The organism is Microbacterium faecale (genome assembly GCF_014640975.1).
Classification (GTDB): domain Bacteria; phylum Actinomycetota; class Actinomycetes; order Actinomycetales; family Microbacteriaceae; genus Microbacterium; species Microbacterium faecale.
Window position 1 is genome coordinate 1,371,412 of sequence record NZ_BMHO01000001.1, and the last position, 22,804, is coordinate 1,394,215.

The window sequence follows — 22,804 nt, forward strand, 5'->3', positions numbered from 1 at the left end:
AGCCCCCATGATCGTCGCCTTCTCCGTCGCCCCATCCGGCACCGGTCGCGCGGACGGATCCGTCCACGACGCCGTTGCCGAGGCCGTGAAGATCGTCCGCGACTCCGGGCTTCCGAACCGCACCTCGTCGATGTTCACCGAGATCGAGGGGGAGTGGGACGAGGTGATGGCCGTCGTCAAGCGCGCGACAGACGCGGTCGCTCCCTATGGATCCCGCGTCTCGCTTGTGCTGAAGGCCGACATCCGCCCGGGCTACACCGGCGAACTCGACGGCAAGATCGAGCGCTTGGAGACCGCGATCGACGGCTGACCCCTGCCTCGTCACCTACACTTGTCGGGTGACTACCTCGACCCCCGTGTCGAGGGGTGCGGCGACGATGGCGCTCCTCTCTATGGCCATCGGTGCATTCGGCATCGGCATGACGGAGTTCGTCTCGATGGGGCTGCTGCCCGGCATCGCCGACGACCTGCTGCCGACGCTCATGGCCGCGCACCCAGAAGAGGGGATCGCGCGCGCCGGGATCCTCATCAGCCTGTACGCGCTCGGCGTCGTGGTCGGCGCCCCCACGATCGCCGCCATCGTCACGCGCTACCCGCGCAATCGGGTCATGATCCTGCTCATCGCGGCGCTGCTGGTCGGCAATCTCCTGACCGTGATCGCGCCGACGTTCGAGCTCGCCGCCGCGACCCGTTTTCTCTCCGGCCTGCCGCACGGCGCCTACTTCGGGATGACGACGATCGTCGCGAGCGAGATCCTCGGGGCGAGCCGCCGTGGCTGGGGTGTGGCCATGGTGATGACCGGCCTCACTGTCGCGAACGTCGTGGGGGTTCCGGGCGGCACCTTCCTCGGCCAGCACCTCGGATGGCGTGCGGCGTACGCCGTCGTGGTGCTCGTATTCGTCCTCGCCCTCATCATGTGCGCGCGACACATTCCCGCCCGCCCCGGCGACCGCGGGCGATCCTTCCTCCAGGAACTCGGCATCTTCCGCATTCCGCAGGTGTGGATGACCGTGCTGCTCGGCGCCGTCGGATTCGGCGCGTTCTTCTCGATCTACAGCTACATCGCGACACTCATGACCGAGGCCGCGGGCGGACCAGAATGGGCCGTGCCGATCGCGCTCATGTCGATCGGCCTCGGGATGGTGTTCGGCAACGTACTCGGCGGACGGCTCGCCGACATCAGCGTCGAGCGCACCCTCCTGTTCGGGCTGTGCGCCGTCGCGGTCGGATCCGCTCTGGTCGGCGCGCTGTCGGCGTGGCCGGTGGCGCTCGTCATCGCGCTGTTCGTCTTCGGCGTGCTGAGTCAGATCACCGTGCCGTCCGTGCAGCTGCGGCTGCTCGACGTCGCCGGCTCCTACCAGTCCATCGGCGCCGCACTGAACCACTCCGCGCTCAACATCGGCAACAGCGTCGGCGCGGCATTCGGCGGCGTCGTCATCGCCGCCGGTTTCGGCTACGCGGCGCCCGCGTGGCTCGGCGTCGTGCTGTCGGTCGCCGGCGTCGGGATCGCGGCGTGGTCGCTCGCGCTGGACCGGCGTCCGGCGCCGGCGCCCGCATAGCGGTCCGGTTCGCCGGGCCTCGTTCGCGGATCGGGTTCGCCGGGCATCTCGAAATTCGCCGAGCATCTCGAGAGATCTCCCGTTTGTGGCGGATCTCGCGAGATTTCCCGACGTTCAGCGAATGCTATTCCGCCATCAGGGTGCGCAGGTGGTGGCCGAGGACGTCGGTCTCGATGAGGAAGCCGTCGTGGCCGAAATCGCTCGTGATGACGATCGCGTCGTCCCCGTGGATCGTCGTGGACACGCCCCGCGCGATCCGATGCTGCCCCTCGATGGGGAACAGCCGGTCGGTGTCGATGCCGACGACGAGCGTCCGCGCCGTGACACGCGCCAGCGCATCCTCGACGCCGCCGCGATCGCGGCCCACGTCATGCGAGTCCATTGCCTCGACCAGACGGATGTACGTGTTCGCGTCGAACCGGCGCGTGAACTTGTTGCCGTGGAAGTCGAGGTACGACTCGACCGCGAACCGCCCGCCGTGCCCGAGCGGGCTCACGCCCGACTGCCACGACCGCTGGAAGCGCTTGTTGAGCTCGACGATGCCGCGGTAGTTCAGCATCGCCATCCGCCGCGCCAGCGCGAGACCGCGGTGCGGGCCCTCACCCGGGTCCGCCTCGTAGAAGTCTCCGCCCGCGAAGCCGGGATCGATCTGGATCGCCTCGAGCTGCGTCGAGTTCAGCGCGATCTGATCGGCCGTGTTGTACGGCGGCGCCGCGATCACGCCCAGCCGCGCGACGCGTTCCGGGTGAGTGACCGCCCACTCGATCGCGTGCATGCCGCCCATCGATCCGCCGATCACGGCATGCCACGCGCCGATGCCGAGGTGATCCGCGAGCACGCGCTGCGCGTCGACCTGGTCACGCGTCGTCACGTACGGGAAGCGCGATGCCCAGTGGTCGCCGTCGGGGTGGATGCTCGCGGGGCCGAGGGACCCCTGGCAGCCGCCGAGGATGTTCGGCGCGACCACGAACAGCTCATCCGTGTCGATGGCCTTGCCCGGACCGACGATGTCCTCCCACCAGCCCGCCGTCGGGTGGCCGGGGCCGGCCTCGCCGATGACGTGACTGTCGCCCGTGAACGCGTGCAGGATCAGCACGGCGTTCGAGCCATCCGCGTTGAGCTCGCCCCAGGTCTCGTAGGCCAAGCGCAGCTGGGGCAGCGTGTCGCCGCGCTCCGTCGTGAACGCACCGAGCCACGCGAAGTGGCGATTGCCGACCGGGTCGCCGTCCTGCCACGCACCCGTCGCCGGCGGGCGCCCAGCCATGAGGCGCGTGTCGGCCTCCGTCACCGGAGCCGACGGCACCGTGTCTTCGGAGATCTGCCAGTCCATCTCGTCCATTCTGCCGGAGGTTGGGAGTCCGCGCCTGTTTCTCGCTCTGGCTGAGTTACGAATGGCGCGTGACGGCCGCTGCGCGATCCGCCCTCGCCAGGCCGCGATCCCGCGCTCTCCTGCGTCGCGCGCCCGCCAGGCCCGAGCCAGCGGCCTGGCGAGGGCGGATCGCTCCGCTCCTGATTAGCGCGTCGGGTTCGCGTGGCACGGGTCAGCGGCCGGACCGAGGCGGGTCGCTCCGCTTCCGCGCTGGGGACAGGTGCGACGGGGAGGGTGGGGGTGCTCTTGGGGATGCGTGTGGGGCCCGGACGAGTGTCCGGGCCCCACACGTGTTCCTGCGAGCGTTAGGCGCGGGCGGTGGCGAACGCCTGGTCGAGGTCCGCGGTGAGGTCGTCGATGTTCTCGAGACCGACCGAGAGCCGCACGAGGCCCGGCGTGACGCCGGCCGCGAGCTGCTCCTCGGGGCTCAGCTGCGAGTGCGTCGTCGAGGCCGGGTGGATCACGAGCGAGCGCACGTCGCCGATGTTGGCGAGGTGGCTGAACAGGCTGAGCGAGTTCACGAAGGCGCGACCGGCGTCGACGCCGCCCTTGAGCTCAAACGAGAGCACGGCGCCCTGCCCGTTCGGCGCGTACTTCTGTGCGGCCTCGTACCACGGCGAGGAGGGCAGACCCGAGTAGTTCACGCTCGCGACGTCCGGGTGGCGCTCGAGCCACTCGGCGATCGCCTGCGTGTTCTGCACGTGACGCTCCATGCGCAGCGAGAGCGTCTCGATGCCCTGGATGAGCTGCCACGAGTTGTTGGGCGCCGCGGCGGATCCGAGGTCGCGCAGCAGCTGCACGCGCGCCTTCATGACGAACGCGATCTCGTCGCCGAGCACGCCCGTGTAGCTGACCCCGTGGTACGAGGGGTCCGGCTCGGTCAGGCCAGGGAAGCGGTCGGCGTGCTGCGACCAGGGGAACGTGCCGCCGTCGACGACAGCACCCGCGACGATCGTGCCGTGGCCCGAGAGGAACTTCGTCGCCGAGTGCACGACGATGTCGGCGCCGTGCTCGAACGGACGGATCAGGTAGGGGGTCGCGACCGTGTTGTCCGCGATGAGCGGCACGCCGTTCTCGTGTGCGACGTCGGCGACGCCGCGGATGTCGAGGACGTTCGCCTGCGGGTTGCCGATCGTCTCGGCGAAGAACAGCTTCGTGTTCGGGCGAACGGCGCGGCGCCACTCGTCGAGGTCGTCCTGGTTCTCGACGAACGTCGTCTCGATGCCGAGCTTCGCGAGCGTGTACTTGAACAGGTTGAAGGTGCCGCCGTAGATCGCGCTCGACGAGACGATGTGGTCACCGGCCTGCGCGATGTTGAGCACCGCGAACGTCTCCGCCGCCTGCCCGCTCGCCACAACCAGCGCGCCGCTACCGCCCTCGAGCGCCGCGATGCGCTTCTCGGCGACGTCGGTCGTCGGGTTCATGATGCGCGTGTAGATGTTGCCGACCTCGGTCAGCGCGAACAGGTTCGCCGCGTGGTCGGCGTCCTTGAAGACGTACGCCGTCGTCTGGTAGAGCGGCGTCGCGCGCGAACCCGTGGTCGGGTCGGGCTGTGCACCGGCGTGGATCTGCTGGGTTTCGAACTTCCAGTTCGCGGAGTCGCTCATGAGTGCCTCTCGGTCGGGTGAGAACTACGTTCCTTCGACCATACGACCGGCGTGTCGGGCCGCCAAGCCCCCGGAAACCCGACGTCACACGGCGGCAGTAGCCTGGAGCCATGATGAGACGCGCGATTGTCACGGGAGCGAGTTCGGGCATCGGGTGGGCGACGGCGGCCGCCCTCCGCGGGGCCGGGTGGGAGGTCGTCGGCGTCGCACGCCGCGCCGAACGCCTCGAGAAGCTGGCCGCCGAGACCGGCGCCGACGCGTTCGCGGCCGACCTGACGCAGCAGGCCGACGTCGACGCGCTCGCCGAGTACGTCGGAGCCGGGCCCGTCCACTCGCTCGTGCACATCGCGGGCGGCGCGCTCGGAGCGGACCGCGTTGAGGACGGCGACAGCGACGGCTGGCTGGCGATGTACAAGCGCAACACGCTCTCGGCGCAGCGCCTGACGAAGGCCCTCCTGCCGCAGCTGCGGCGCACGGCAGCCGACGGCGACACCCACGCGGATCTCCTCTTTCTCACGTCGACGGCCGCTCAGGTCGCGTACCCCGGAGGCGGCGGATACAACGCGGCGAAGGCGGGGGAGTCGATGCTCGTCGACGCACTGCGCCACGAGCTCGTCGGCGAGCCGATCCGCGTGCTCGAGATCGCCCCCGGCATGGTGAAGACCGAGGAGTTCTCGCTCACCCGCCTCGGCGACGCCGCTGCGGCCGACGCGGTCTACGACGGCGTCGAAGCGCCCCTCACGGCCGACGACGTCGCCGGGGTCATCGCCTACACGCTCGGGCTCCCCGGCCACGTCAACCTCGACCTCATCACGATGCGGCCGGTCGCGCAGGCCGCCCAGCACCTGCTGCACCGCGGACCGCTCGCCCCCCGCACCCCATGACCGACCGGAGCCTGCCGAGTCTCGCTGCGGCGGGCCTCATCGACCGCGGTTGGGCCGACGCGCTCGCCCCCGTGGGTGACGACATCGCGGCGATCGGCGAGCGGCTCCGCGCCGGGGGCCAGCCGTATCTGCCCGCGGGATCCCACGTTCTGCGTGCGTTCGAGCGACCACTCGACGAGGTCAAGGTGCTCATCGTCGGGCAGGACCCGTACCCGACCCCCGGCCACGCCGTCGGCCTCTCCTTCGCCGTCGAGCGCGACGTGCGCCCCGTACCGCGCAGCCTCGCCAACATCTACACCGAGATGCGCACCGATCTCGGCATCGCCGCCCCCGAGCACGGCGATCTCAGTGCGTGGGCAGACCAGGGCGTCATGCTCCTCAACCGCGTGCTGACGGTGTCGCCCGGGCAGCCGGCGTCGCACCGCGGCTGGGGCTGGGAGGGCATCACCGAGCACGCCATCCGCGCGCTCGCCGCCCGCGACCGCCCGCTCGTCGCGATCCTCTGGGGAGCGCACGCCCGCAGCCTCGCTCCGCTGCTCGGCTCGGTGCCGCGCATCGAGTCGCCCCACCCGTCGCCGCTGTCTGCGCACCGCGGGTTCTTCGGATCCCGGCCCTTCTCGCGCGCCAACGCCCTGTTGGCCGAGCAGGGGGCGGATCCGGTCGACTGGCGCGTGCGCTGACGGGCCACGTCACGCGCGCGTCACCGTCCGGATCCCTGGCGTTCACTCGACGCTCGTAGCGTCACCGCATGGACGTCGTCAGCCGCATTACCGCGGAGCTCACCCGCGAGATCAGCGGTCTCGAGGCGGGCTCGCCGCTTCCTAGCGAGCACGCCCTCATGGCGCGGTTCGACACGACGCGAGCGACCGTGCGGCGCGCGATCGACGGTCTCGAGGCGCGATTCCTCGTGCGCCGAAGGCGCGGAGCCGGCACGTTCGTGAACCGCCGCCTCGACTACGTCATCTCGTCCGACGGCCCGCCGTCGCTGCACCGCATGGTCGAACGTGCCGGCTCCATTGCCCGGACCTTCCCGATCGCGATCGCCGAGACGGGCGCTCCCGCCGACGTCGCCGAGATGCTCGCCCTGCCGAAGAACGCGACGTGCACGCGCCTCGAGCGGATCGCCTACGTCGACGACGACGTCATCAGCTGCTCGGAGGAATGGATCGCGCCCGGGGTGCTCGAGAACATCGACGTCACGCTCAAGGTGATCGAATCCCTCGCGGAAGTGCTGCGCGGGCACCGGCGGGACCCGGTGCGCGCCTGGTCACGGGTCGCGACCGACGTTCCGCCGCCCGATGCCGTCGAGCGCCTCGGTGTCGCGCAGGGCACGGCCGCATGGTTCCTGGAGACGCTGACCACCGATGCGCAGGACGGTCCGCCACTGATGTTCAGCCGGTCGTGGCTGCGGCCGGATCGCGTGCGCGTGACGATCGAGTTCGGCACCCGCGCCTGACGCACGCCGCCGCGCGATGCGCGACCAGTTGTCGCGCAAGTTTCTCGAGTGTTCACCGGCGCGCTTCCGGCCGTTCGGTTCGGGGTGGGGAACGGGCCAGGTCCGGCGCCGACGGTGGATCCGTCCCTCGCTGGCACTGCCGGCACGCACCCGTAACAATCAGGACGGAACTCTCATGATCTCGACCCGTACGAAGCGCACCTCGCTCGTCGCTCTCGCGGGCGTAGGGCTCCTCGCCCTCGCCGGTTGCGCGGGAACGGCCGCGGATGAGACGGCCGACAGCGCCGGCGGCAACGACTGGCCGGACACGCTGACCTTCGCGCAGATCCCCTCCGAGTCGGCCACGAGCATCGCCGAGTCGAACGCCCCGATCATCGACGCCCTCGAGCAGGAGCTCGGGCTCACGATCGAGATGCAGGAGGCGACCAGCTACGCGGCCGTCATCGAGGCGCTCCGCGCCGGTCAGGTCGACATCGGATCCATGGGGCCGTTCTCGTACGTCGTCGCGGCCGATAGCGGCGCCGGCGTCGTGCCGGTGGGTGCGCTCGCCGACTCGCCCGATGAGGCCGCGAGCTACCGCTCCTATGGCATCGTCCCCGCGGGCAGCGACATCACGAGCCTGGCGGACTTCGCCGGCAAGAATGTCTGCTTCGTCGACCAGACCTCGACCTCTGGCTTCCTGTTCCCCTCCGCCGGTCTGCTCGAGGAGGGCATTGACCCGACGTCGGACGTCGAGGCTGTGTTCGCCGGCGGTCACGACGCGTCGGCGCTGTCCGTCGCGGACGGCACGTGTGACGCCGGATTCGCGTTCGACACGATGGTCACTCACGAGCTGATCGGATCGGGTCAGCTCGAGGAAGGTGCCCTCGAGGTCGTCTGGGAGTCGGAGGACATCCCGAACTCGCCGACCGTCGTGAGCGACCAGCTTCCGCAGGACCTCCAGGACGAGATCACCCGCGTCTTCCAGGAGCAGATCAACAAGCCCGCACTCGTGGAGATGGGTATCTGCGACAGCGAGGAGGACTGCGAGCTTCCCGAGGAGAGCGCGTACGGCTTCATCGCCGTCGAAGACTCGCTGTACGACGGCATCCGCGCGGTCTGCGACATCACCGAGTCGGAGTCCTGCGTCGCCTGACGCACCCGGCCGACGGGGCGGGTGAGGAACGCTCGGAGCCTCCTCACCCGCCCTGACGACACCAGCAGGAGAGGGACGAGATGACGAACGTGGCAGAGATCCGACAGGCGATGACCGCGGGGATTCCCCATCTGACGCCGGACGATGCCGACAGCGCAGTGCGGCTGAACGGCGTCACGAAGCAGTTCGGCCAGGTGACGGCACTCGCCGACGTGACGGTCGACTTCACGCCGGGCGCGATCAACGTGCTGCTCGGCCTGTCAGGGTCCGGCAAGTCGACGCTCCTGCGCCATATCAACGGGCTGCATCAGCCGACGGCGGGCGAGGTCGAGACCCTCGGCGTCGCCGTGCACGACGCGTCACAGCGCGACCTCCGCCGGCTCCGCACCCGCGTCGGCATGATCTTCCAGCACTTCCACCTCGTCGGATCGATGTCGGTGCTCGAGAACGTCTGCGCGGGTCGCCTCGGATCCCTGCGCGGACCGCGCGTCGGGCTGTTCAGCTATCCGTGCGCCGTCAAGGAGCAGGCGATGGCGCACCTCGCCCGCGTCGGGCTCGCCGACAAGGCGTTCCAGCGCGCCGACACGCTCTCCGGTGGACAGCAGCAGCGTGTGGCCATCGCGCGGGCGCTGATCCAGGAGCCCGTCGTCCTCCTCGCCGACGAGCCGGTCGCGAGCCTCGACCCCGTCAGCTCCGCCGGCGTGATGGATCTGCTGCGGGAGATCTCCACCGACCTCGGACTCACCGTCATCTGCAGCCTGCACCAGGTCGAGCTCGCGATGGACGTCGGCGATCGCATCACCGGCCTCCGCTCGGGGCGCGTCGTGCTCGACCGTGCCGCGGACCGACTCAGCCGGGACGACGTGTTCGACGTCTACACGGCCGTCTCAGCCCCGGAAGCCGTCGACTCCGATCCGGCGAGGGCGTGACGATGGCGACGATCGCTCCTGTCGACGCGTCCGACACCGCGCGCGCCGGTTTCCCCGTCCCGCCGCGGCCAGCGCCCAGGGCCCGCGTCGTCGCCGTCTGGACCGTCATGCTCGGCCTGCTGGCCGCGAGCGTGTGGTCGTTCGTCGACCTGGGTATTGGCGTGAGCTCGCTCACCGCGGGATTCCAGAACGCGGCCGACTTCCTCTCGCGGATGGTGCCACTCGACTTCCCGCCGGTCGCCGAGCTCGTCTCGCTCACCTTGCAGACGCTCGCGATCGTCACCGTCGCGACGGCGCTCGCGGTCGTCCTCAGCCTGCCCGTCGCGCTGTACGCGGCATCGAACACGACCCGGAACCGGGTCACCGGTGTCACGGCGCGCACGTTCATCGTGGTCATGCGCGCGATCCCGGATCTCGTGCTCGCCATCTTCTTCTTCCGGTTGTTCGGCCTCGGCGCCGTTCCCGGGATCCTCGCCCTCGGACTGCACTCGATCGGCATGATCGGCAAGCTCTACGCCGACGCCATCGAGGAGCTCGACCGTGGCCCCGTCGAGGCGCTGCGCGCGGCCGGCGCGTCGCGCTGGCAGCAGATCTGGTCGGGCATCATCCCGCCGCTGATGCCGCAGATCATCGCGACGGCCCTGCACCGCTTCGACATCAACCTGCGCACGTCGGTGTTGCTCGGCTACGTCGGCGTCGGGGGAATCGGCCTCGCGATGGCCGAGGCCCTCAACACCATGAACTATCAGCGCGGCATGGCCCTCGCCTTCGTCGTGCTCGTGCTGTGCATCGTCGTCGAGCTCATCTCCGGTGCCATCCGCACCGCGCTGCTCGGACGCCAGAACGGCCGCCGTCGCGGCTTGCTCGGCGTGCTCGACCGCATGAGCGGCGGCTGGATGACCGCGCCCACCGCGACGCACGACGTGCCGCGTACCGCGCGCGGGCGCATCGTCACCTCGCCGCCGTGGGACGCCGACCGCATCCGCCGCTTCCTCGGCATCGGCGCGACGCTCGTGATCATCGCGCTCGCCGTCGCGGGCAGCCGCATCGAACCGGCCGCCCTGATGGCCGGCATCGCCGATATCCCGGCAACGCTCGCGCTGTTCTTCCCGCCGTCCGACGGCGGCATCCTCGACCGCCTCATCGAGGGCATGATCGCGACGGTGCAGATCGGCTTCGCCGCGACCCTCATCGGCGTCGTCCTCGCGATCCCGATCGGCTCGCTCGCGGCGCGCAACGTCGCACCCAACCGGGCGACCGCCACGACGTTCCGGACGCTCATCGTCGTCGTGCGCGCCTTCCCCGAGCTGATCCTCGCGATCATCTTCATCGTCATGATGGGCCTCGGGGCCGTGCCCGGCGCGCTCGCGCTCGGCATCGGATCCGTCGGCCTGCTCGGCAAGCTCGTCGCCGACTCGGTGGAGGAGACCGACGTGCGCGTACAGGATGCGGTGCGCGTCGGCGGCGCGAGCCGCCTGCAGGTGTACGCCAGCGCCACGGTGCGTCAGGCGCTGCCCGCGTTCGTCGCGCACGTGCTCTACCAGCTCGACGTCAACGTGCGCTCGGCCACCCTCCTGGGCATCGTCGGCGCCGGCGGCATCGGCTTCCTGCTGCTGCAGGCCAACCGCGTGATGCAGTTCGAGACCGTCACGTTCATCATCCTCATGATCCTCGCCGTGGTCCTCGCCCTCGAGGCGATCTCGGCGTGGGTGCGTCGCGTCGTCATCTGACGTCGCCGCGCACTCCGCGACATCTCACGCGGGGTTTACGGATCGATTCACCGCCCGTTCATCCTCGGGGCCCGGCCGGGACATCTCCGCACCGGACGCTGGAGCCATGCAACAGCTTCAGCGCGAACCCCAAGAGCGACGCCGCACCGCGCGCGTGCTCGCGCAGGCGTCGGCGGCCGAGCTCGCCGATCTCTGGCGCGAGTGGCCCGACCGACCCGAGGTCGAATACGTGCGCGGTCCCGAGTCCGGCCTCGTCATGGTGCAGGCCCGCACCGGCGGCACCGGCGATCGATTCCATCTCGGTGAGGCGACCGCGACGCGCGCCACCGTCGCCGTCCGCTCCGCAGACGACGAGGCGATCGGCACCGCCTACGTCCTCGGCAGCCACCCCGAACACGCGGCGCTCGCCGCGATCTTCGACGGCCTGCTCGGATCCGTTCAGGCGAACCGGGTGCGCGAGGAGGTCATCGCGGTGCTCGAACAGCGGCAGAATGCGCGCGACGCCGAGCGTCGAGCCGACGCCCGCAGCACGGTTGTCGACTTCTTCACCGTGGCGCGCGAGAACGACTCCAACGACGAGGAGGACGACGAATGACCGCCCAGACCGGCATGCTGACGCCCGGTTTCCACAGCCCCGTGCACGACGCGCAGCGCGTGTTCCGCGCGGTGCTCGACGCGCTGGCCCGGCCCCTGATGCCGCAGCGCCTCGACGTCGTGCTCGATCCGCCCGCGCCGCTCTCGCGCGAGGTCGGCGCGATCGCCCTCGCACTCTGCGACGAGCAGACGCCCATCTGGCTCGACAGCGCGCTCACCCACGCGCCCGACGTCGCGGGGTGGATCCGATTCCACACGGGCGCACCGATCGTCGAGGATCCGGCTGACGCACTATTCTGCATCGCGTCCGGCCCCTCCGCCGTGCCGGCGTTCGACGCGTTGAACGCCGGCACGGACGAGGAGCCGCACCTGTCGGCGACCGTCCTCATCGACGCGACCGACGCGCTCCCGACCGGCGACATCGTCGCCACGGGCCCCGGCATCGACAGATCCATCGCCTGGGACGGCGCAGGAGCCTCGGCCCGATTCCTCGAGGCGCGCCGCGCGAACATCGCCATGTTCCCACGCGGAATCGACGCGATCCTCGCCGCGCGCGGAACCGTCGTCGGACTGCCGCGCACGACCGTGACCACGCAGAAGGAGAAGGCCTGATGTATGTCGCCGTCAAGGGAGGCGAGAAGGCGATCGCGAATGCGCACGCCCTGCTCGCCAAGCGAGGATCCGGATCCGACCAGGAGCGGATCGCGTCGCAGCAGCTGCGCGACCAGATGGGCGTTCTCGTCGCCCGCGTCATGAACGAGGGCTCGCTGTACGATCCGGACCTCGCCGCGAAGGCGCTGCTGCAGGCGCAGGGGGACGTGCTCGAGGCGATCACGCTGCTGCGGTCGTATCGCACGACGCTGCCGCGCTTCGGCGTGACGGTGCCGCTCGACACGGGCATGCTGCCGCCCGAGCGCCGCGTCTCCGCGACGTTCAAGGACATCCCGGGCGGGCAGCAGCTCGGCGCGACGTTCGACTACACGCACCGGCTCCTTGCCGACGAGCTCGCGACGCCGGAGGTTCCGACGCCGGACGTCGACGACGAGCCGATGCCGCGCGTGACGGACCTGCTGGGACACGGCGCGCTCGTGGAACCCGACCGGCCCGACGGCTGGGACGATCCGGACCCCGGCGACCTCACCCGCGAGCCCACGACCTTCCCGATGACGCGCGCCGAACGCCTCCAGGCGCTTGCACGCGGCGACGAGGGGTTCCTGCTGTCGCTCGGCTACTCCACGCAGCGCGGCTTCGGCAACACCCACCCGTTCGTCGGGGAGGTGCGCGTCGGCGAGATCGAGGTCGAGCTGGAGGTCCCGGAGATCGGGCACGCGGTGCCGATCGGCCGCATCGAGGTCACCGAATGCCAGATGGTCAACCAGTTCGTCGGATCCGCCGACCGGCCCCCGCAGTTCACGCGCGGATACGGCCTCTCATTCGGTCGCGCCGAGCGAAAGGCGATGTCGATGTCGCTTGTCGACCGCGCGCTGCGGAAGGACGAGTTCGGCGAGCGCGAGGTCTCGCCGGCGCAGGACGAGGAATTCGTCATCGCCCACAGCGACAACGTGCAGGCGACCGGCTTCGTCGAGCACCTGAAGCTTCCCCACTACGTCGACTTCCAGGCCGAGCTCGTGCTCGTCCGGCAGCTCGGCGCAGAGTTCGCGGCGCGCTCCGAGGCGCGCGAAGAGATGAAGGAGCCCGCTCATGACCGCGGTTGATCCCGGTGTCCGCCCCGACGAGGCGCTGTCGTTCGCGCCGACGGGCGAGCCGCGCATCGTCTACAACGAGGGCTACCTCGATGAGCAGACCAAGCGCGTGGTGCGCCGGGCGCTGCTCAAGGGCGTCGCCATCCCCGGCTTCCAGGTGCCGTTCGCCTCGCGTGAGGTGCCCATGCCGCGTGGCTGGGGGACGGGCGGAGTCCAGGTCACGGCCTCGGTGATCGGTGCGAACGACCGGCTGAAGGTCATCGACCAGGGCGCTGACGACACCACCAACGCCGTGTCGATTCGTCAGTTCTTCGAGCGCGTCGCTGGATCCGCTTCCACGACGCGCACCGAGCAGGCGACGATCATCCAGACGCGGCACCGGATCCCCGAGACGCCGCTCGCCCCGGGCCAGACGATCGTCTACCAGGTGCCGATCCCGGAGCCGCTGCGTTTCCTCGAGCCGCGCGAGACCGAGACGCGTCGCCTGCACGCGCTCGAGGAGTACGGCCTGATGTACGTCAAGCTCTACGAGGACATCGCACGGTACGGGCACATCGCCAAGACCTACGACTACCCGGTGATGGTCGGCTCGCGCTACGTGATGGCGCCATCGCCGATCCCCAGCTTCGACAACCCCAAGATGCACATGTCGCCCGCTCTGCAGCTGTTCGGCGCCGGCCGCGAGAAGCGGATCTACGCGATCCCGCCGTACACGCGAGTGGAGAGCCTCGGCTTCGAGGACTTCCCGTTCGAACCGCAGCGCTTCGACCGGCCGTGCGACATCTGCGGGTCCGAGGGCGTCTACCTCGACGAGGTCGTGACCGATGACGTCGGCGGCGCCATGTTCGTCTGCAGCGACACCGACCACTGCGAGCGCGCCGCCGAGCAGCCCCAGAAGGAGACCTCATGACCACGGCAACTCCCCTCCTGAGCGTCACGGACGCCGGACACCGCTACGGCGACCGGTTCGGCTGCCGCGGCGTGACGTTCGACCTCTGGCCCGGTGAGGTGCTGGCCGTCGTCGGCGAATCCGGGTCCGGCAAGTCGACGCTGCTCGGCATGCTCTCCCAGCGCCTCACGATCGACGAGGGATCCGCGCACTACGCGGGCGCGTCGGGCGAGCTGGCCGATCTCGACGCGCTGAGCGAGCGCGACGTGCGCCGGCTCTGGCGCACCGAGTGGGGCTTCGTGCACCAGAACGCCGCCGACGGGCTGCGGATGCACGTGTCGGCCGGCGGCAATGTCGGCGAACCGCTCATGGCCAACGGATGGCGCCACTACGGACGGATCCGTGAGAAGGCCGCCGAGTGGCTCGACCGCGTCGAGATCCCGGGTGACCGCATGGACGACGCCCCGGCGACGTTCTCGGGCGGGATGCGCCAGCGCGTACAGATCGCTCGCAACCTCGTGTTCGGGCCGCGGCTGGTCTTCATGGACGAGCCGACGAGCGGCCTCGACGTCTCCGTGCAGGCCCGACTGCTCGACCTGATCCGCTCGCTCGTCGCCGACCTCGGCCTCGCGGTCATCGTCGTCACCCACGACCTCGCCGTCGCGCGCCTCATCTCGCACCGCACCGTCGTGATGAAGGACGGCCACGTGATCGAGCAGGGCCTCACCGATCGCGTGCTCGACGACCCGCAGGCCGCCTACACCCAGCTTCTCGTCTCCTCGATCCTGAAGGGCTGATCATGACCGACCTCACCCCCGTGCTCTCCGTCGAGGGCGTGGCGAAGACGTTCACTCTCCATCTCCAGGGATCTCAGGTGCTGCCCGTGCTGCAGGGCGTGACGTTCGACGTGCCGCGCGGCGCGTGCGTCGTCCTGGGTGGTGATTCCGGAGCCGGCAAGAGCACGATCATGAAGATGGTCTTCGGCAGCTACCAGGTCGAACGCGGCCGAATCGCGCTCGCCGCGGGCGACCGGACGGTCGACATCGCGATCGCGTCTCCGCGTGAGGTGCTCGCCGCCCGACGCGACGCCATGGGGTACGTCAGCCAGTTCCTCAGCGCCGTGCCGCGTGTGGCCGCCATCGACGTCGTCGCCGAGCCGCTCGTGGAGCGCGGATCCGACCGCGCTGTCGCCCGGGAACGGGCGGGAGAGCTGCTCGAGCGGCTCAGCATCCCCGAGCGACTCTGGGAGCTGCCGCCCGCGACGTTCTCCGGCGGTGAGCAGCAGCGCGTGAACATCGCGCGCGGGTTCGCGACCGAGCGACCCCTCATGCTGCTCGACGAGCCGACCGCGTCGCTCGACGCGCGCAACCGGGCCGTGGTCGTCGAGATGATCCGCGAGCGACTCCGCGCCGGCACCGGGATCCTCGCGATCTGCCACGACGCCGAGGTGCGCGATGCCGTCGCCGATCGGATCGTCGACGTGTCCGCCTTCGCGCCCGAACGGCAGATGGTGCCGGCATGACGCGATACGCGGTCTACGCGGTTCCCGGCGCCGGTCCGAACCCGCCCGCCGACGCGATGAACCTGCGCGATGCCGTCGAGCGCTGGTTCGCTCGGCGCGGCGCGCGCGCCGTCACCGTGGATCCGCGTCGATACGGGTACCACGCGACGCTGAAGGCGCCGTTCCGGCTGGCCGAGGGGACGACGGAAGACGACCTCGTCCAGGCCGTCGGTGCATTCGCAGCGGCGCGAGACGCGGTCGTCCTCCGGCACGTCGCGCCGGCGGTCATCGGCCGCTTCCGTGCACTGGTGTCGGCGGGGGATCCACACGACGCCAACGCGCTCGCGGCCGACGTGGTCCGCCACTTCGAGCCGTTCCGCGCCCCGCTGACCGACGCCGAGCGCGAACGGCGCCGACCCGAACGCCTCTCGGATCGACAGCGGGAGCTGCTCGACGCTTACGGCTACCCGTACGTGCTCGACGAGTTCCGCCTCCACATCACGCTGACCGACGCGCTCGACCCCGCGGGGTGCGACGCGATCGACGAAGCGATCGCCCTGCACTTCGGTGAGGTCACGGGCACCGACGTCCCGCTGACCGCGCTGACCGTCGCGGTCGAGCCGGCGCCCGGCGAGCCGTTCCACCACCTCGCCAGTCTTCCCCTGCGTACGAAGGAGCCCACCGCATGAGCCACGAGACGATCCTCACCAACGCGCGCATCGTCCTTCCGGACGGTGTCCTCCACGGATCGGTGCGGGTGCGCGATGGCCGTATCGACGCCATCGACGCGGGCGCGTCCGATGTCGGCGAGGACCTCGGCGGCGACTACCTGCTGCCGGGCCTGGTCGAGCTGCACACCGACCAGGTGGAATCGCACTTCCAGCCGCGGCCGAAGCGCTTCTGGGATCCGATTCCCGCCGTCGTCGCGCACGACGCGCAGATGGCCGCGTCCGGCGTCACGACGGTCTTCGACGCACTGCGCATCGGATCCGGACCGGGGGAGAACCGACTCGCCGGGCGCGCGTCAACGCTCGTCGGGGCGCTCGTGCAGGCCGCGGACAGCGGCATTCTTCGATCCGACCACTACGTGCACCTGCGGTGCGAGGTCGCCACCCCCGACGTCGTGGACGTGTTCGACGACCTCGGCGTGAGCGACCGCGTGCGCATGGTCTCGCTCATGGACCACACGCCCGGTCAGCGTCAGTACGCCGACATCGAGGCCTTCCGCACGTACATGGTGGGCAAGCACAACATGTCGGAGGGCGAGTTCGCGAGTCACGTCGCCGAGCTGCACGAGCTGTCGGCCGCCTACGCGGACACCCACCGGGGTGCGATGGCCGAGCGGGCCCGCGCCCGCGGCCTGCGGATGGCCGCGCACGACGACGCGACCCTCGCGCACGTGGCTGAGTCGTCGCAGCTCGGCGTGCACATCTCCGAGTTCCCCACGACGATCGAAGCGGCGCGCGCGGCGCGTGAGGCGGGGCAGGCCGTCGTGATGGGCGCGCCGAACATCGTCCGCGGCGGGTCCCACTCGGGCAACGTCGCTGCCGCCGAGCTGCTGGCCGCCGGGCTTCTCGACATCCTCTCGAGCGACTACGTGCCCGCCAGCCTGCTGCAGGCGGTCTTCCGCATCGTGGCCGACGACGCGGCGAGCCTGCCGGAGGCCGTCAGCCTCGTGAGCGCGAATCCTGCGACGGCCGCCGGGCTGCTCGACCGCGGATCCGTCTCGACGGGGCTGCGCGGTGACCTCGTGCGGGTCGCGCCGTACGAGGGCGCCTCAGGCGCACCCGTGCCGATCGTGCGTGGCGTGTGGCGCGAGGGGATGCGGGTCGCATGAGCGCGCCGGGATGCTTCGTCGCCGTCGTGGGGCCGAGCGGCGCGGGCAAGGACACCGTGCTCGGAGCCGCGCGTGACGCGCTCATCACGGACGAGCGGATCCACTTCGTGCGACGGGTGATCACGCGACCGGCGGGGCCAGGGGAGGACCACGAGCCCACCTCCGCGCAGGATTTCTCGGACGCCGCGCAGCGCGGAGCCTTCGCGCTGACCTGGCGCGCGCACGGGCTGCGTTACGGGATCCCGCGCGACGTCGACGCGCAGCTCGCGGCCGGATCCGTCGTGGTCGCGAATCTCTCGCGTGCCGTCGTCGCTGACGCGCGTCAGCGGTTCGCGCGGGTCGCCGTCATCGTCATCACGGCCTCCGCCGAGGTGCGGCTCGAGCGGATCCGCGCGCGCGGCCGTGAGGACCTCGCCGCCGCACGGGCGCGCATCGCGCGCCGAGGAGACGCGGTCGACCACGACCTCGAGATCGTCAACGACGGCACCATCGCGGAGGCGGGTGACGCGCTCGCCCGCTTCCTGGCCGACCGCCTGGCACCGATTCCGTCCTAGTCCGCGAGGCGCGCGGATCCTGTGCGATCCCTTTACAGAATCGTGACGCTTCGGCATGATGAATCCGTAAGGGGGAGTGCATGGGTCTCGAGCGGTGGAAGCACGCCGCGCTCCGCGGCGTGGTCGCGGGCGGCCTCCTTTTGGCGACCTTCGGCGGGATGGCGCTGACCGCGAGCTCGACGCCCTCGCTCGACACGCTCATCACCGCGTCGGAAGAGGGAGCCGCTGCGTCGGCGGTCTCGGACGACGCGCCCGCCGACGACGCGGAGATCGGCGGCAACGCGAGCGATGCCGCCGCGAGCATCGCGCAGCTGCAGAGCACGACCTACACGGCCTCGAGCAAGAAGGAGCTCGAGAAGATGCGTTGCGACGCCCTCGCGGAGGTTGTCGCGGACGAGATGGGTGAGACGGTCACCGCGACGTCGGGCTGCCCGGCCGCGATCTCTGCGCTCAGCTCCCTGACCGAACTTGCCTGGCCAATCGCGAACTACTCGCTCACCGACGTGTTCGGCTCGCGCGGCGGAAACCACATGGGCATCGACCTGGCCGCGGGAGCCGGCGAGCCGATCGGCGCGGCCGCACCCGGCGTCGTCATTCTCTCGAGCGATGCGCACTTCGGCTACGGCGTCGCCGTGATCGTGCAGCATGTCGGTGGCCTGCAGACCGTGTACGGCCACATGCAGTACGGGTCGCGCACCGTGGAGGTCGGCGACTGGGTCGAGACCGGCGACCACCTCGGTGGCGTCGGGAACACCGGTCGAAGCTTCGGCAACCATCTGCACTTCGAGGTGCGTAAGAACGGCGTGCCGATCGATCCCTCCCCGCTTCTCACCGGCGGATCGGCCGCGCCGGAGGATCTCCTCCCCGGCGTTCCTGTCCCGGACGAGCCGCCCGCCCCGGAAGAGACACCGCAGCCCGCTCCGGACCAGACCCCTGCTCCGGACCCGAGTGAGACGCCGGATCCGTCGCCGAGCCCGGGCCCGACCCAGACCCCGGATCCCGAGCCGTCGCCCGGCCCGAGTGAGAAGCCGACGCCGTCTCCGAGTCCGGATCCCGAGCCGTCGCCCGACCCGTCGGAGACCCCGGACCCATCGCCGTCACCGGACCCGGAGCCCAGCGAGACGCCGGCACCGTCGCCCGAACCGGACCCCACGCAGGATCCCGAACCCACGCAGGAGCCGGAGCCCACCCAGGAGCCGACTCCGAGCGACGCACCCGCGGAACCCTCACCGTCGCCGGACGAGAGCCCCGCGCCGCAGTAACTCGCCTCCACCGCGCGTGATCGTCGGGCACGCTCGCGCGTGAGGGACACGGCTCACGCGCGAAGGGGCGTCCAGCCGATCGGGAGCACGCCCCGGATGTTCGCTCGGTCGCCGTCGGCTTGCCGCGACCACCCTTGACCAGCGTGGTCGCCGCTGGCGCCCGCGGGACCTTGCGCCAGGCGGAAGCCGATGTCGTCGCGCCGAGCGCCGGGCATGCTCCCGCGTCGCACAGAGGCGCGAACGCTCCAGTGCTCGTCGGCCCACCCTCCGCCGCGCAGCGCGCGATAGTCGCCGTAGCGCGCCGGGTCGGCGTAGTCCCAGCACCATTCCCACACGTTGCCGAGCATGTCGTACGCGCCGAACTCATTGGGACGCTTCTGGCCGACGCGCTGCGCGCTCGTCACCGCATCGTCGTCGCTCCACGCGATCTGCGAGAGGGGGCCGTATCGCGGACCGGTGGTCCCGGCCCGGCAGGCCCATTCCCACTCGGCTTCCGTCGGCAGGCGAAACCCGTCGGCGCCGACGTCCCAGGACACGTCGCCGCCACGCACATCGTAGACGGGGTCGAGCCCGGCTCGGGCGGAGAGGGAGTTGCACCAGTCCACCGCGTCGAGCCAGGACAGTGAGTGCACGGGGGCATCCGGATCCACAGCCTCCGGCACGTGCTGCTCGCGCACCTGCGAGTACAGCCGCCACGTCACCGGGTACGCGCCGATGCGGAAGGCCCGCAGGCTGGCAGTGCGCGACGTCTTCGTTCGCGCGTCTCGCAGCACGATCGATCCGGCGGACACGGAGACCATTTCGGGAGCGACGAGGGACACGTTTCACACTACAGGTCCGCACGCTCGACCAAAGATTCTTGACGGAACTGGCTCCCTCGTGTCATGCTTAAGGGAAAGCTTAATTAAGGAGATAGCGAAATGGTAGCGGCGGATCGGCTGAGTCTCATCTTCGCCGCGCTCGCTGACGCCACACGTCGTGAGATCCTCACGCGCCTCGCGCAGGGGGCCGCGACCGTCGGCGAGATCGCGGAGCCCTTCGCGATCAGCGCGCCGGCGATCTCTCAGCACCTCAAGGTGCTCGAACGTGCGGGTCTCGTGACCCGTACGGCGCACGCGCAATGGCGCACGCTCTCGCTCCAGACGGAACCGCTCGACGAGGCCGCGGCCTGGGTCGAGCGGCGGCGTCGCGAGTGGAATCTGCGCCTCGATGCGCTCGAATCGCATCTCGAAATGATGGCGGGACACGTCGTCGAAGACGCCCACCGCAAGGAGGAAGACCAATGAATAGCACGCACACCGCGACCCCGGAATTCTCGATCACGCGCACCTTCGACGTGCCGCGCGAGCTTGTCTGGCGAGCCTGGACCGAGGAGGATCAGCTGGCTCAGTGGCTGCGGCCATTCGGCGTCAGCACCGACTCGGTCGCATTCGACGTCCGCGTCGGCGGGCGCTACTCGTACACGATGACGAATGACGAGACCGGCGAGACATTCCCGACCGGCGGGGTCTTCCTCGAGGTCGAACCGATGGACCGGCTCGTCTTCACGTGGGGCGAACCGGACGCTCCGGTGGAGACCGCGCCGGTGATCACGCTCACCTTCGTGGCGAATGAGCCCGCACGCACTGAGCTCGTGTTCCATCTGCGCGGCTTCGAGGGGAGGCCCGGCGACGGCTTCGTCTACGACGGCTGGGACGAGGCGCTGAGGAACTTCGGGCGGCATCTGGCGGGGGAGCCGCTTGCCTGAGGAGACGAGGGCCGCGGCCTTCAGCGGCGTGTGAATCAGACCCGAGTATCGCGAGTAGAGTGGGCAGCTGGTGAGCACGTACGAGCGATGAGGGGGGTGAGGGCCTGTGAACAGTGATAGTTCCGGTCATCGAATGTGCACCGCGCCCTCCCTGCCGATCGGCTCTCGTCTCGCGGTCTGAGCCTCAGGCACCAGCGGGCGCGGTGATGCCGTGCCCTGCCGAACGGCGTCTGCCCGCAGGGTGTGCCCTGCTACGCAAAGGACCCTCGCCATGACGACCCCTCCCGCTGCCGACATCACTGAACTCATCGACGTGATCCAGCCCCGGCTTCGCGACCGAGACCTCACCGCGATCGGCGATGCTGTCGGCGCGGTGAGCACGGACCAGATGACCGCGCTGCTGGACCGCCTTCCCGTCAAGCAGCGCGCCGTGGTGTACCGGCTGCTGCCGAAGGAGAAGGCCATCGACGTGTTCGAGCGGCTGGCGCCGAGGTCCCAGGGCGATCTGGTTCTCGGCCTCCAAGACGCCGAGGTCGTCTCCATCTTCTCCGATCTCGATCCCGACGATCGCGTGCGGCTCGTTGACGAGTTGCCCGCTGCTCTCGCCACTCGGCTGCTTCGCGGGCTGCGGACCAAGGACCGGGAGCTGACGGCCGAACTGCTTGGCTATCCGAGCGGGTCCGTCGGTCGGCGCATGACGCCGGAGTACGTGTCCGTCAGGGCAGACCACACGGTCGAAGAATCCATGCGACGTGTGCGTGCAGGCCTCGAGCAAGCCGAGACGGTCTACACCCTGCCGGTGCTCGATGAGAAGCGCCGCGTAGTCGGCGTCGTGGGCCTGCGTGATCTGCTGAGCGCTGACCCAGGCGCGCATGTGTCGGAGATCATGGGACGCACGGAGACGGCGACCGCGTACGACGATGCGGAGGCCGCGGCACGCGAGTGCACCGGTCTCGGCGTGCTCGCGCTGCCCATCGTCGACAACGAATCGCGTCTCGTCGGCATGCTCACGATCGACGATGCGGTGCGGGTCCTGGAGGGCGAGGAGACCGAGGACTCGGCGCGGCAGGGCGGAGTGGAACCCCTTCGTCGCCCGTACCTCGCGACGCCGCTGCGTGCGCTCTTCTCCTCGCGCGTCGTATGGCTCCTCGTCCTCGCGGTGGGTGCGACGCTCACCGTTCAGGTGCTGTCGATCTTCGAAGAGACGCTCGAGCAGGTCACCGTGCTGGCCTGGTTCGTGCCGCTGCTGATCGGCACGGGTGGCAACACGGGCAATCAGGCTGCCACGACGGTCACGCGGGCACTCGCCCTCAATGACATCGGCCCCCACGACGTGGGTCGTGTACTCGTCCGCGAACTCTGCGTGGGGATCGCGCTCGGCTCTTTGCTGGGAGCGCTCGGCGGCGTGATCACCGCGGTGATCTACGAGCCGGCAATCGGTGTCGTCATCGGGGTGACGCTGCTCGCGGTGTGTGCGATGGCGGCGACGATCGGCGGCATCATGCCGATCGTCGCGCGAGTGCTCCGCGTCGACCCCGCCGTCTTCTCGAACCCGTTCATCACCACGTTCGTCGACGCGTCTGGCCTGGTCGTGTACTTCCTCATCGCGCGAGCAGTCCTGCAGATCTAAGGGCGAGACGTTCGCCGCGTCGCCCGGTTACTTCGCGGCCCACTTCTCCGCCATGTCGCCGATGAGCGGGAGCTTGACGTGGACGAGGTTGTAGCCCTTGATGATGAGGAAGATCCACAGCGCAAGGCTCGCGAGGCCCACGATGCCGTAGACGATGCTGAACAGCGCGCCGAGCCACCACAGAATCAGTCCCGCGATCAGCTGGACGATCCCGAGCACGATGTATACGGCGACGAGTGCGATGCTGAGGAGGATCGACTGGGCCGCGTGGAAGCGCACTTCGCGATGCTTCTGCGTGAGGAGCATGATGAGGCCGCCGACCCACGTGAGATAGGCGACGAGACCGCCCACCTTCGGGTCGAGGCCGTCGCCGGCGGCTGCGCTGTGAGTCTCAGATTGCATGTTCTCGGTCATGGTT

At 70.1% G+C, this 22,804-nt stretch carries 25 protein-coding genes; 21 read left to right on the forward strand and 4 right to left on the reverse strand.

Annotation, left to right across the window (positions count from 1 at the left end):
• Positions 1 to 7: 7 nt before the first annotated feature.
• Both IEW87_RS06490 and IEW87_RS06495 read left to right on the forward strand, forming a co-directional pair.
• The gene (locus IEW87_RS06490) at positions 8 to 310 is read left to right on the forward strand and encodes a thiamine-binding protein (protein WP_188711449.1); all 303 of its coding nucleotides are present in this window, start codon (positions 8 to 10) and stop codon (positions 308 to 310) included.
• 28 nt (positions 311 to 338) lie between these two features.
• Positions 339 to 1,559: an MFS transporter gene (locus IEW87_RS06495; RefSeq protein WP_229730993.1), complete on the forward strand. Its 1,221-nt coding sequence runs from the start codon at positions 339 to 341 to the stop codon at positions 1,557 to 1,559.
• Between the two features lie 124 nt (positions 1,560 to 1,683).
• On the opposite strand, the gene metX is transcribed toward IEW87_RS06495, so the two are convergent.
• Together metX and IEW87_RS06505 are read right to left on the reverse strand one after the other, a co-directional pair.
• Positions 1,684 to 2,889: a homoserine O-acetyltransferase MetX gene (gene metX, locus IEW87_RS06500; RefSeq protein ID WP_188711450.1), complete on the reverse strand. Its 1,206-nt coding sequence runs from the start codon at positions 2,887 to 2,889 to the stop codon at positions 1,684 to 1,686.
• Between the two features lie 344 nt (positions 2,890 to 3,233).
• Positions 3,234 to 4,535 (reverse strand): bifunctional o-acetylhomoserine/o-acetylserine sulfhydrylase, encoded by a 1,302-nt coding sequence (locus IEW87_RS06505; RefSeq protein ID WP_188711451.1) that lies wholly within the window; start codon positions 4,533 to 4,535, stop codon positions 3,234 to 3,236.
• 110 nt (positions 4,536 to 4,645) lie between these two features.
• Between IEW87_RS06505 and IEW87_RS06510 the strand changes: the two genes are divergently transcribed.
• The 16 genes from IEW87_RS06510 (at position 4,646) to IEW87_RS06585 (ending at position 19,009) form a co-directional block, all read left to right on the forward strand.
• Positions 4,646 to 5,419 carry an SDR family oxidoreductase gene (locus IEW87_RS06510; protein WP_188711452.1) on the forward strand — a complete coding sequence of 258 codons (774 nt, stop codon included), beginning with the start codon at positions 4,646 to 4,648 and terminating at the stop codon, positions 5,417 to 5,419.
• Complete coding sequence (locus tag IEW87_RS06515; RefSeq protein ID WP_188711453.1) at positions 5,416 to 6,099, forward strand: uracil-DNA glycosylase; 684 nt, start codon at positions 5,416 to 5,418, stop codon at positions 6,097 to 6,099. The genes IEW87_RS06510 and IEW87_RS06515 overlap by 4 nt, the downstream gene beginning before the upstream one ends.
• A gap of 68 nt (positions 6,100 to 6,167) precedes the next feature.
• On the forward strand, positions 6,168 to 6,875 hold the full coding sequence (locus IEW87_RS06520) for a GntR family transcriptional regulator (RefSeq protein WP_188711454.1): 708 nt from the start codon (positions 6,168 to 6,170) through the stop codon (positions 6,873 to 6,875).
• Between the two features lie 175 nt (positions 6,876 to 7,050).
• A complete protein-coding gene (locus IEW87_RS06525) occupies positions 7,051 to 8,010 on the forward strand; it encodes a phosphate/phosphite/phosphonate ABC transporter substrate-binding protein (RefSeq protein ID WP_188711455.1) in 960 nt (319 codons plus the stop codon).
• Positions 8,011 to 8,090: 80 nt separating this feature from the next.
• Positions 8,091 to 8,939: a phosphonate ABC transporter ATP-binding protein gene (gene phnC / locus IEW87_RS06530; RefSeq protein ID WP_229730995.1), complete on the forward strand. Its 849-nt coding sequence runs from the start codon at positions 8,091 to 8,093 to the stop codon at positions 8,937 to 8,939.
• Between the two features lie 2 nt (positions 8,940 to 8,941).
• Positions 8,942 to 10,669 (forward strand): phosphonate ABC transporter, permease protein PhnE, encoded by a 1,728-nt coding sequence (gene phnE / locus IEW87_RS06535; protein WP_188711456.1) that lies wholly within the window; start codon positions 8,942 to 8,944, stop codon positions 10,667 to 10,669.
• A gap of 106 nt (positions 10,670 to 10,775) precedes the next feature.
• Positions 10,776 to 11,264, forward strand: a complete 489-nt coding sequence (gene phnG / locus IEW87_RS06540; protein ID WP_188711457.1) for a phosphonate C-P lyase system protein PhnG — start codon at positions 10,776 to 10,778, stop codon at positions 11,262 to 11,264.
• Entirely contained in the window at positions 11,261 to 11,875 is a 615-nt protein-coding gene (phnH, locus tag IEW87_RS06545) for a phosphonate C-P lyase system protein PhnH (RefSeq protein ID WP_229730997.1), read from the forward strand. The genes phnG and phnH overlap by 4 nt, the downstream gene beginning before the upstream one ends.
• A complete protein-coding gene (locus IEW87_RS06550; protein WP_188711459.1) occupies positions 11,875 to 12,978 on the forward strand; it encodes a carbon-phosphorus lyase complex subunit in 1,104 nt (367 codons plus the stop codon). Before phnH ends, IEW87_RS06550 begins: the two co-directional genes overlap by 1 nt.
• Positions 12,965 to 13,876 carry an alpha-D-ribose 1-methylphosphonate 5-phosphate C-P-lyase PhnJ gene (locus IEW87_RS06555; RefSeq protein ID WP_188711460.1) on the forward strand — a complete coding sequence of 304 codons (912 nt, stop codon included), beginning with the start codon at positions 12,965 to 12,967 and terminating at the stop codon, positions 13,874 to 13,876. Before IEW87_RS06550 ends, IEW87_RS06555 begins: the two co-directional genes overlap by 14 nt.
• Complete coding sequence (gene phnK / locus IEW87_RS06560) at positions 13,873 to 14,652, forward strand: phosphonate C-P lyase system protein PhnK (RefSeq protein WP_188711462.1); 780 nt, start codon at positions 13,873 to 13,875, stop codon at positions 14,650 to 14,652. Before IEW87_RS06555 ends, phnK begins: the two co-directional genes overlap by 4 nt.
• A 2-nt stretch (positions 14,653 to 14,654) precedes the next feature.
• Positions 14,655 to 15,377 carry a phosphonate C-P lyase system protein PhnL gene (gene phnL, locus IEW87_RS06565; RefSeq protein ID WP_188711474.1) on the forward strand — a complete coding sequence of 241 codons (723 nt, stop codon included), beginning with the start codon at positions 14,655 to 14,657 and terminating at the stop codon, positions 15,375 to 15,377.
• Complete coding sequence (locus tag IEW87_RS06570; RefSeq protein WP_188711476.1) at positions 15,374 to 16,045, forward strand: DUF1045 domain-containing protein; 672 nt, start codon at positions 15,374 to 15,376, stop codon at positions 16,043 to 16,045. Before phnL ends, IEW87_RS06570 begins: the two co-directional genes overlap by 4 nt.
• The gene (locus IEW87_RS06575; protein WP_188711477.1) at positions 16,042 to 17,193 is read left to right on the forward strand and encodes an alpha-D-ribose 1-methylphosphonate 5-triphosphate diphosphatase; all 1,152 of its coding nucleotides are present in this window, start codon (positions 16,042 to 16,044) and stop codon (positions 17,191 to 17,193) included. Before IEW87_RS06570 ends, IEW87_RS06575 begins: the two co-directional genes overlap by 4 nt.
• Entirely contained in the window at positions 17,190 to 17,747 is a 558-nt protein-coding gene (gene phnN, locus IEW87_RS06580; protein WP_188711478.1) for a phosphonate metabolism protein/1,5-bisphosphokinase (PRPP-forming) PhnN, read from the forward strand. Before IEW87_RS06575 ends, phnN begins: the two co-directional genes overlap by 4 nt.
• A gap of 80 nt (positions 17,748 to 17,827) precedes the next feature.
• Positions 17,828 to 19,009: a M23 family metallopeptidase gene (locus IEW87_RS06585; RefSeq protein WP_188711479.1), complete on the forward strand. Its 1,182-nt coding sequence runs from the start codon at positions 17,828 to 17,830 to the stop codon at positions 19,007 to 19,009.
• Positions 19,010 to 19,062: 53 nt separating this feature from the next.
• Here the strand turns inward: IEW87_RS06585 and IEW87_RS06590 are convergent, their stop codons facing one another.
• A complete protein-coding gene (locus IEW87_RS06590) occupies positions 19,063 to 19,830 on the reverse strand; it encodes a formylglycine-generating enzyme family protein (RefSeq protein WP_308420915.1) in 768 nt (255 codons plus the stop codon).
• 99 nt (positions 19,831 to 19,929) lie between these two features.
• Here IEW87_RS06590 and IEW87_RS06595 point away from each other — a divergent pair, with 99 nt between their 5' ends.
• The 3 genes from IEW87_RS06595 (at position 19,930) to mgtE (ending at position 22,386) form a co-directional block, all read left to right on the forward strand.
• Positions 19,930 to 20,295, forward strand: a complete 366-nt coding sequence (locus IEW87_RS06595) for an ArsR/SmtB family transcription factor (protein WP_188711480.1) — start codon at positions 19,930 to 19,932, stop codon at positions 20,293 to 20,295.
• Complete coding sequence (locus IEW87_RS06600) at positions 20,292 to 20,756, forward strand: SRPBCC family protein (RefSeq protein WP_188711481.1); 465 nt, start codon at positions 20,292 to 20,294, stop codon at positions 20,754 to 20,756. The genes IEW87_RS06595 and IEW87_RS06600 overlap by 4 nt, the downstream gene beginning before the upstream one ends.
• 271 nt (positions 20,757 to 21,027) lie before the next feature.
• The gene (gene mgtE, locus IEW87_RS06605) at positions 21,028 to 22,386 is read left to right on the forward strand and encodes a magnesium transporter (protein WP_188711482.1); all 1,359 of its coding nucleotides are present in this window, start codon (positions 21,028 to 21,030) and stop codon (positions 22,384 to 22,386) included.
• 27 nt (positions 22,387 to 22,413) lie between these two features.
• Here mgtE and IEW87_RS06610 read toward each other — a convergent pair whose 3' ends face one another.
• Positions 22,414 to 22,800 (reverse strand): DUF4870 domain-containing protein, encoded by a 387-nt coding sequence (locus IEW87_RS06610; protein WP_188711483.1) that lies wholly within the window; start codon positions 22,798 to 22,800, stop codon positions 22,414 to 22,416.
• Between the last annotated feature and the right edge of the window lie 4 nt (positions 22,801 to 22,804).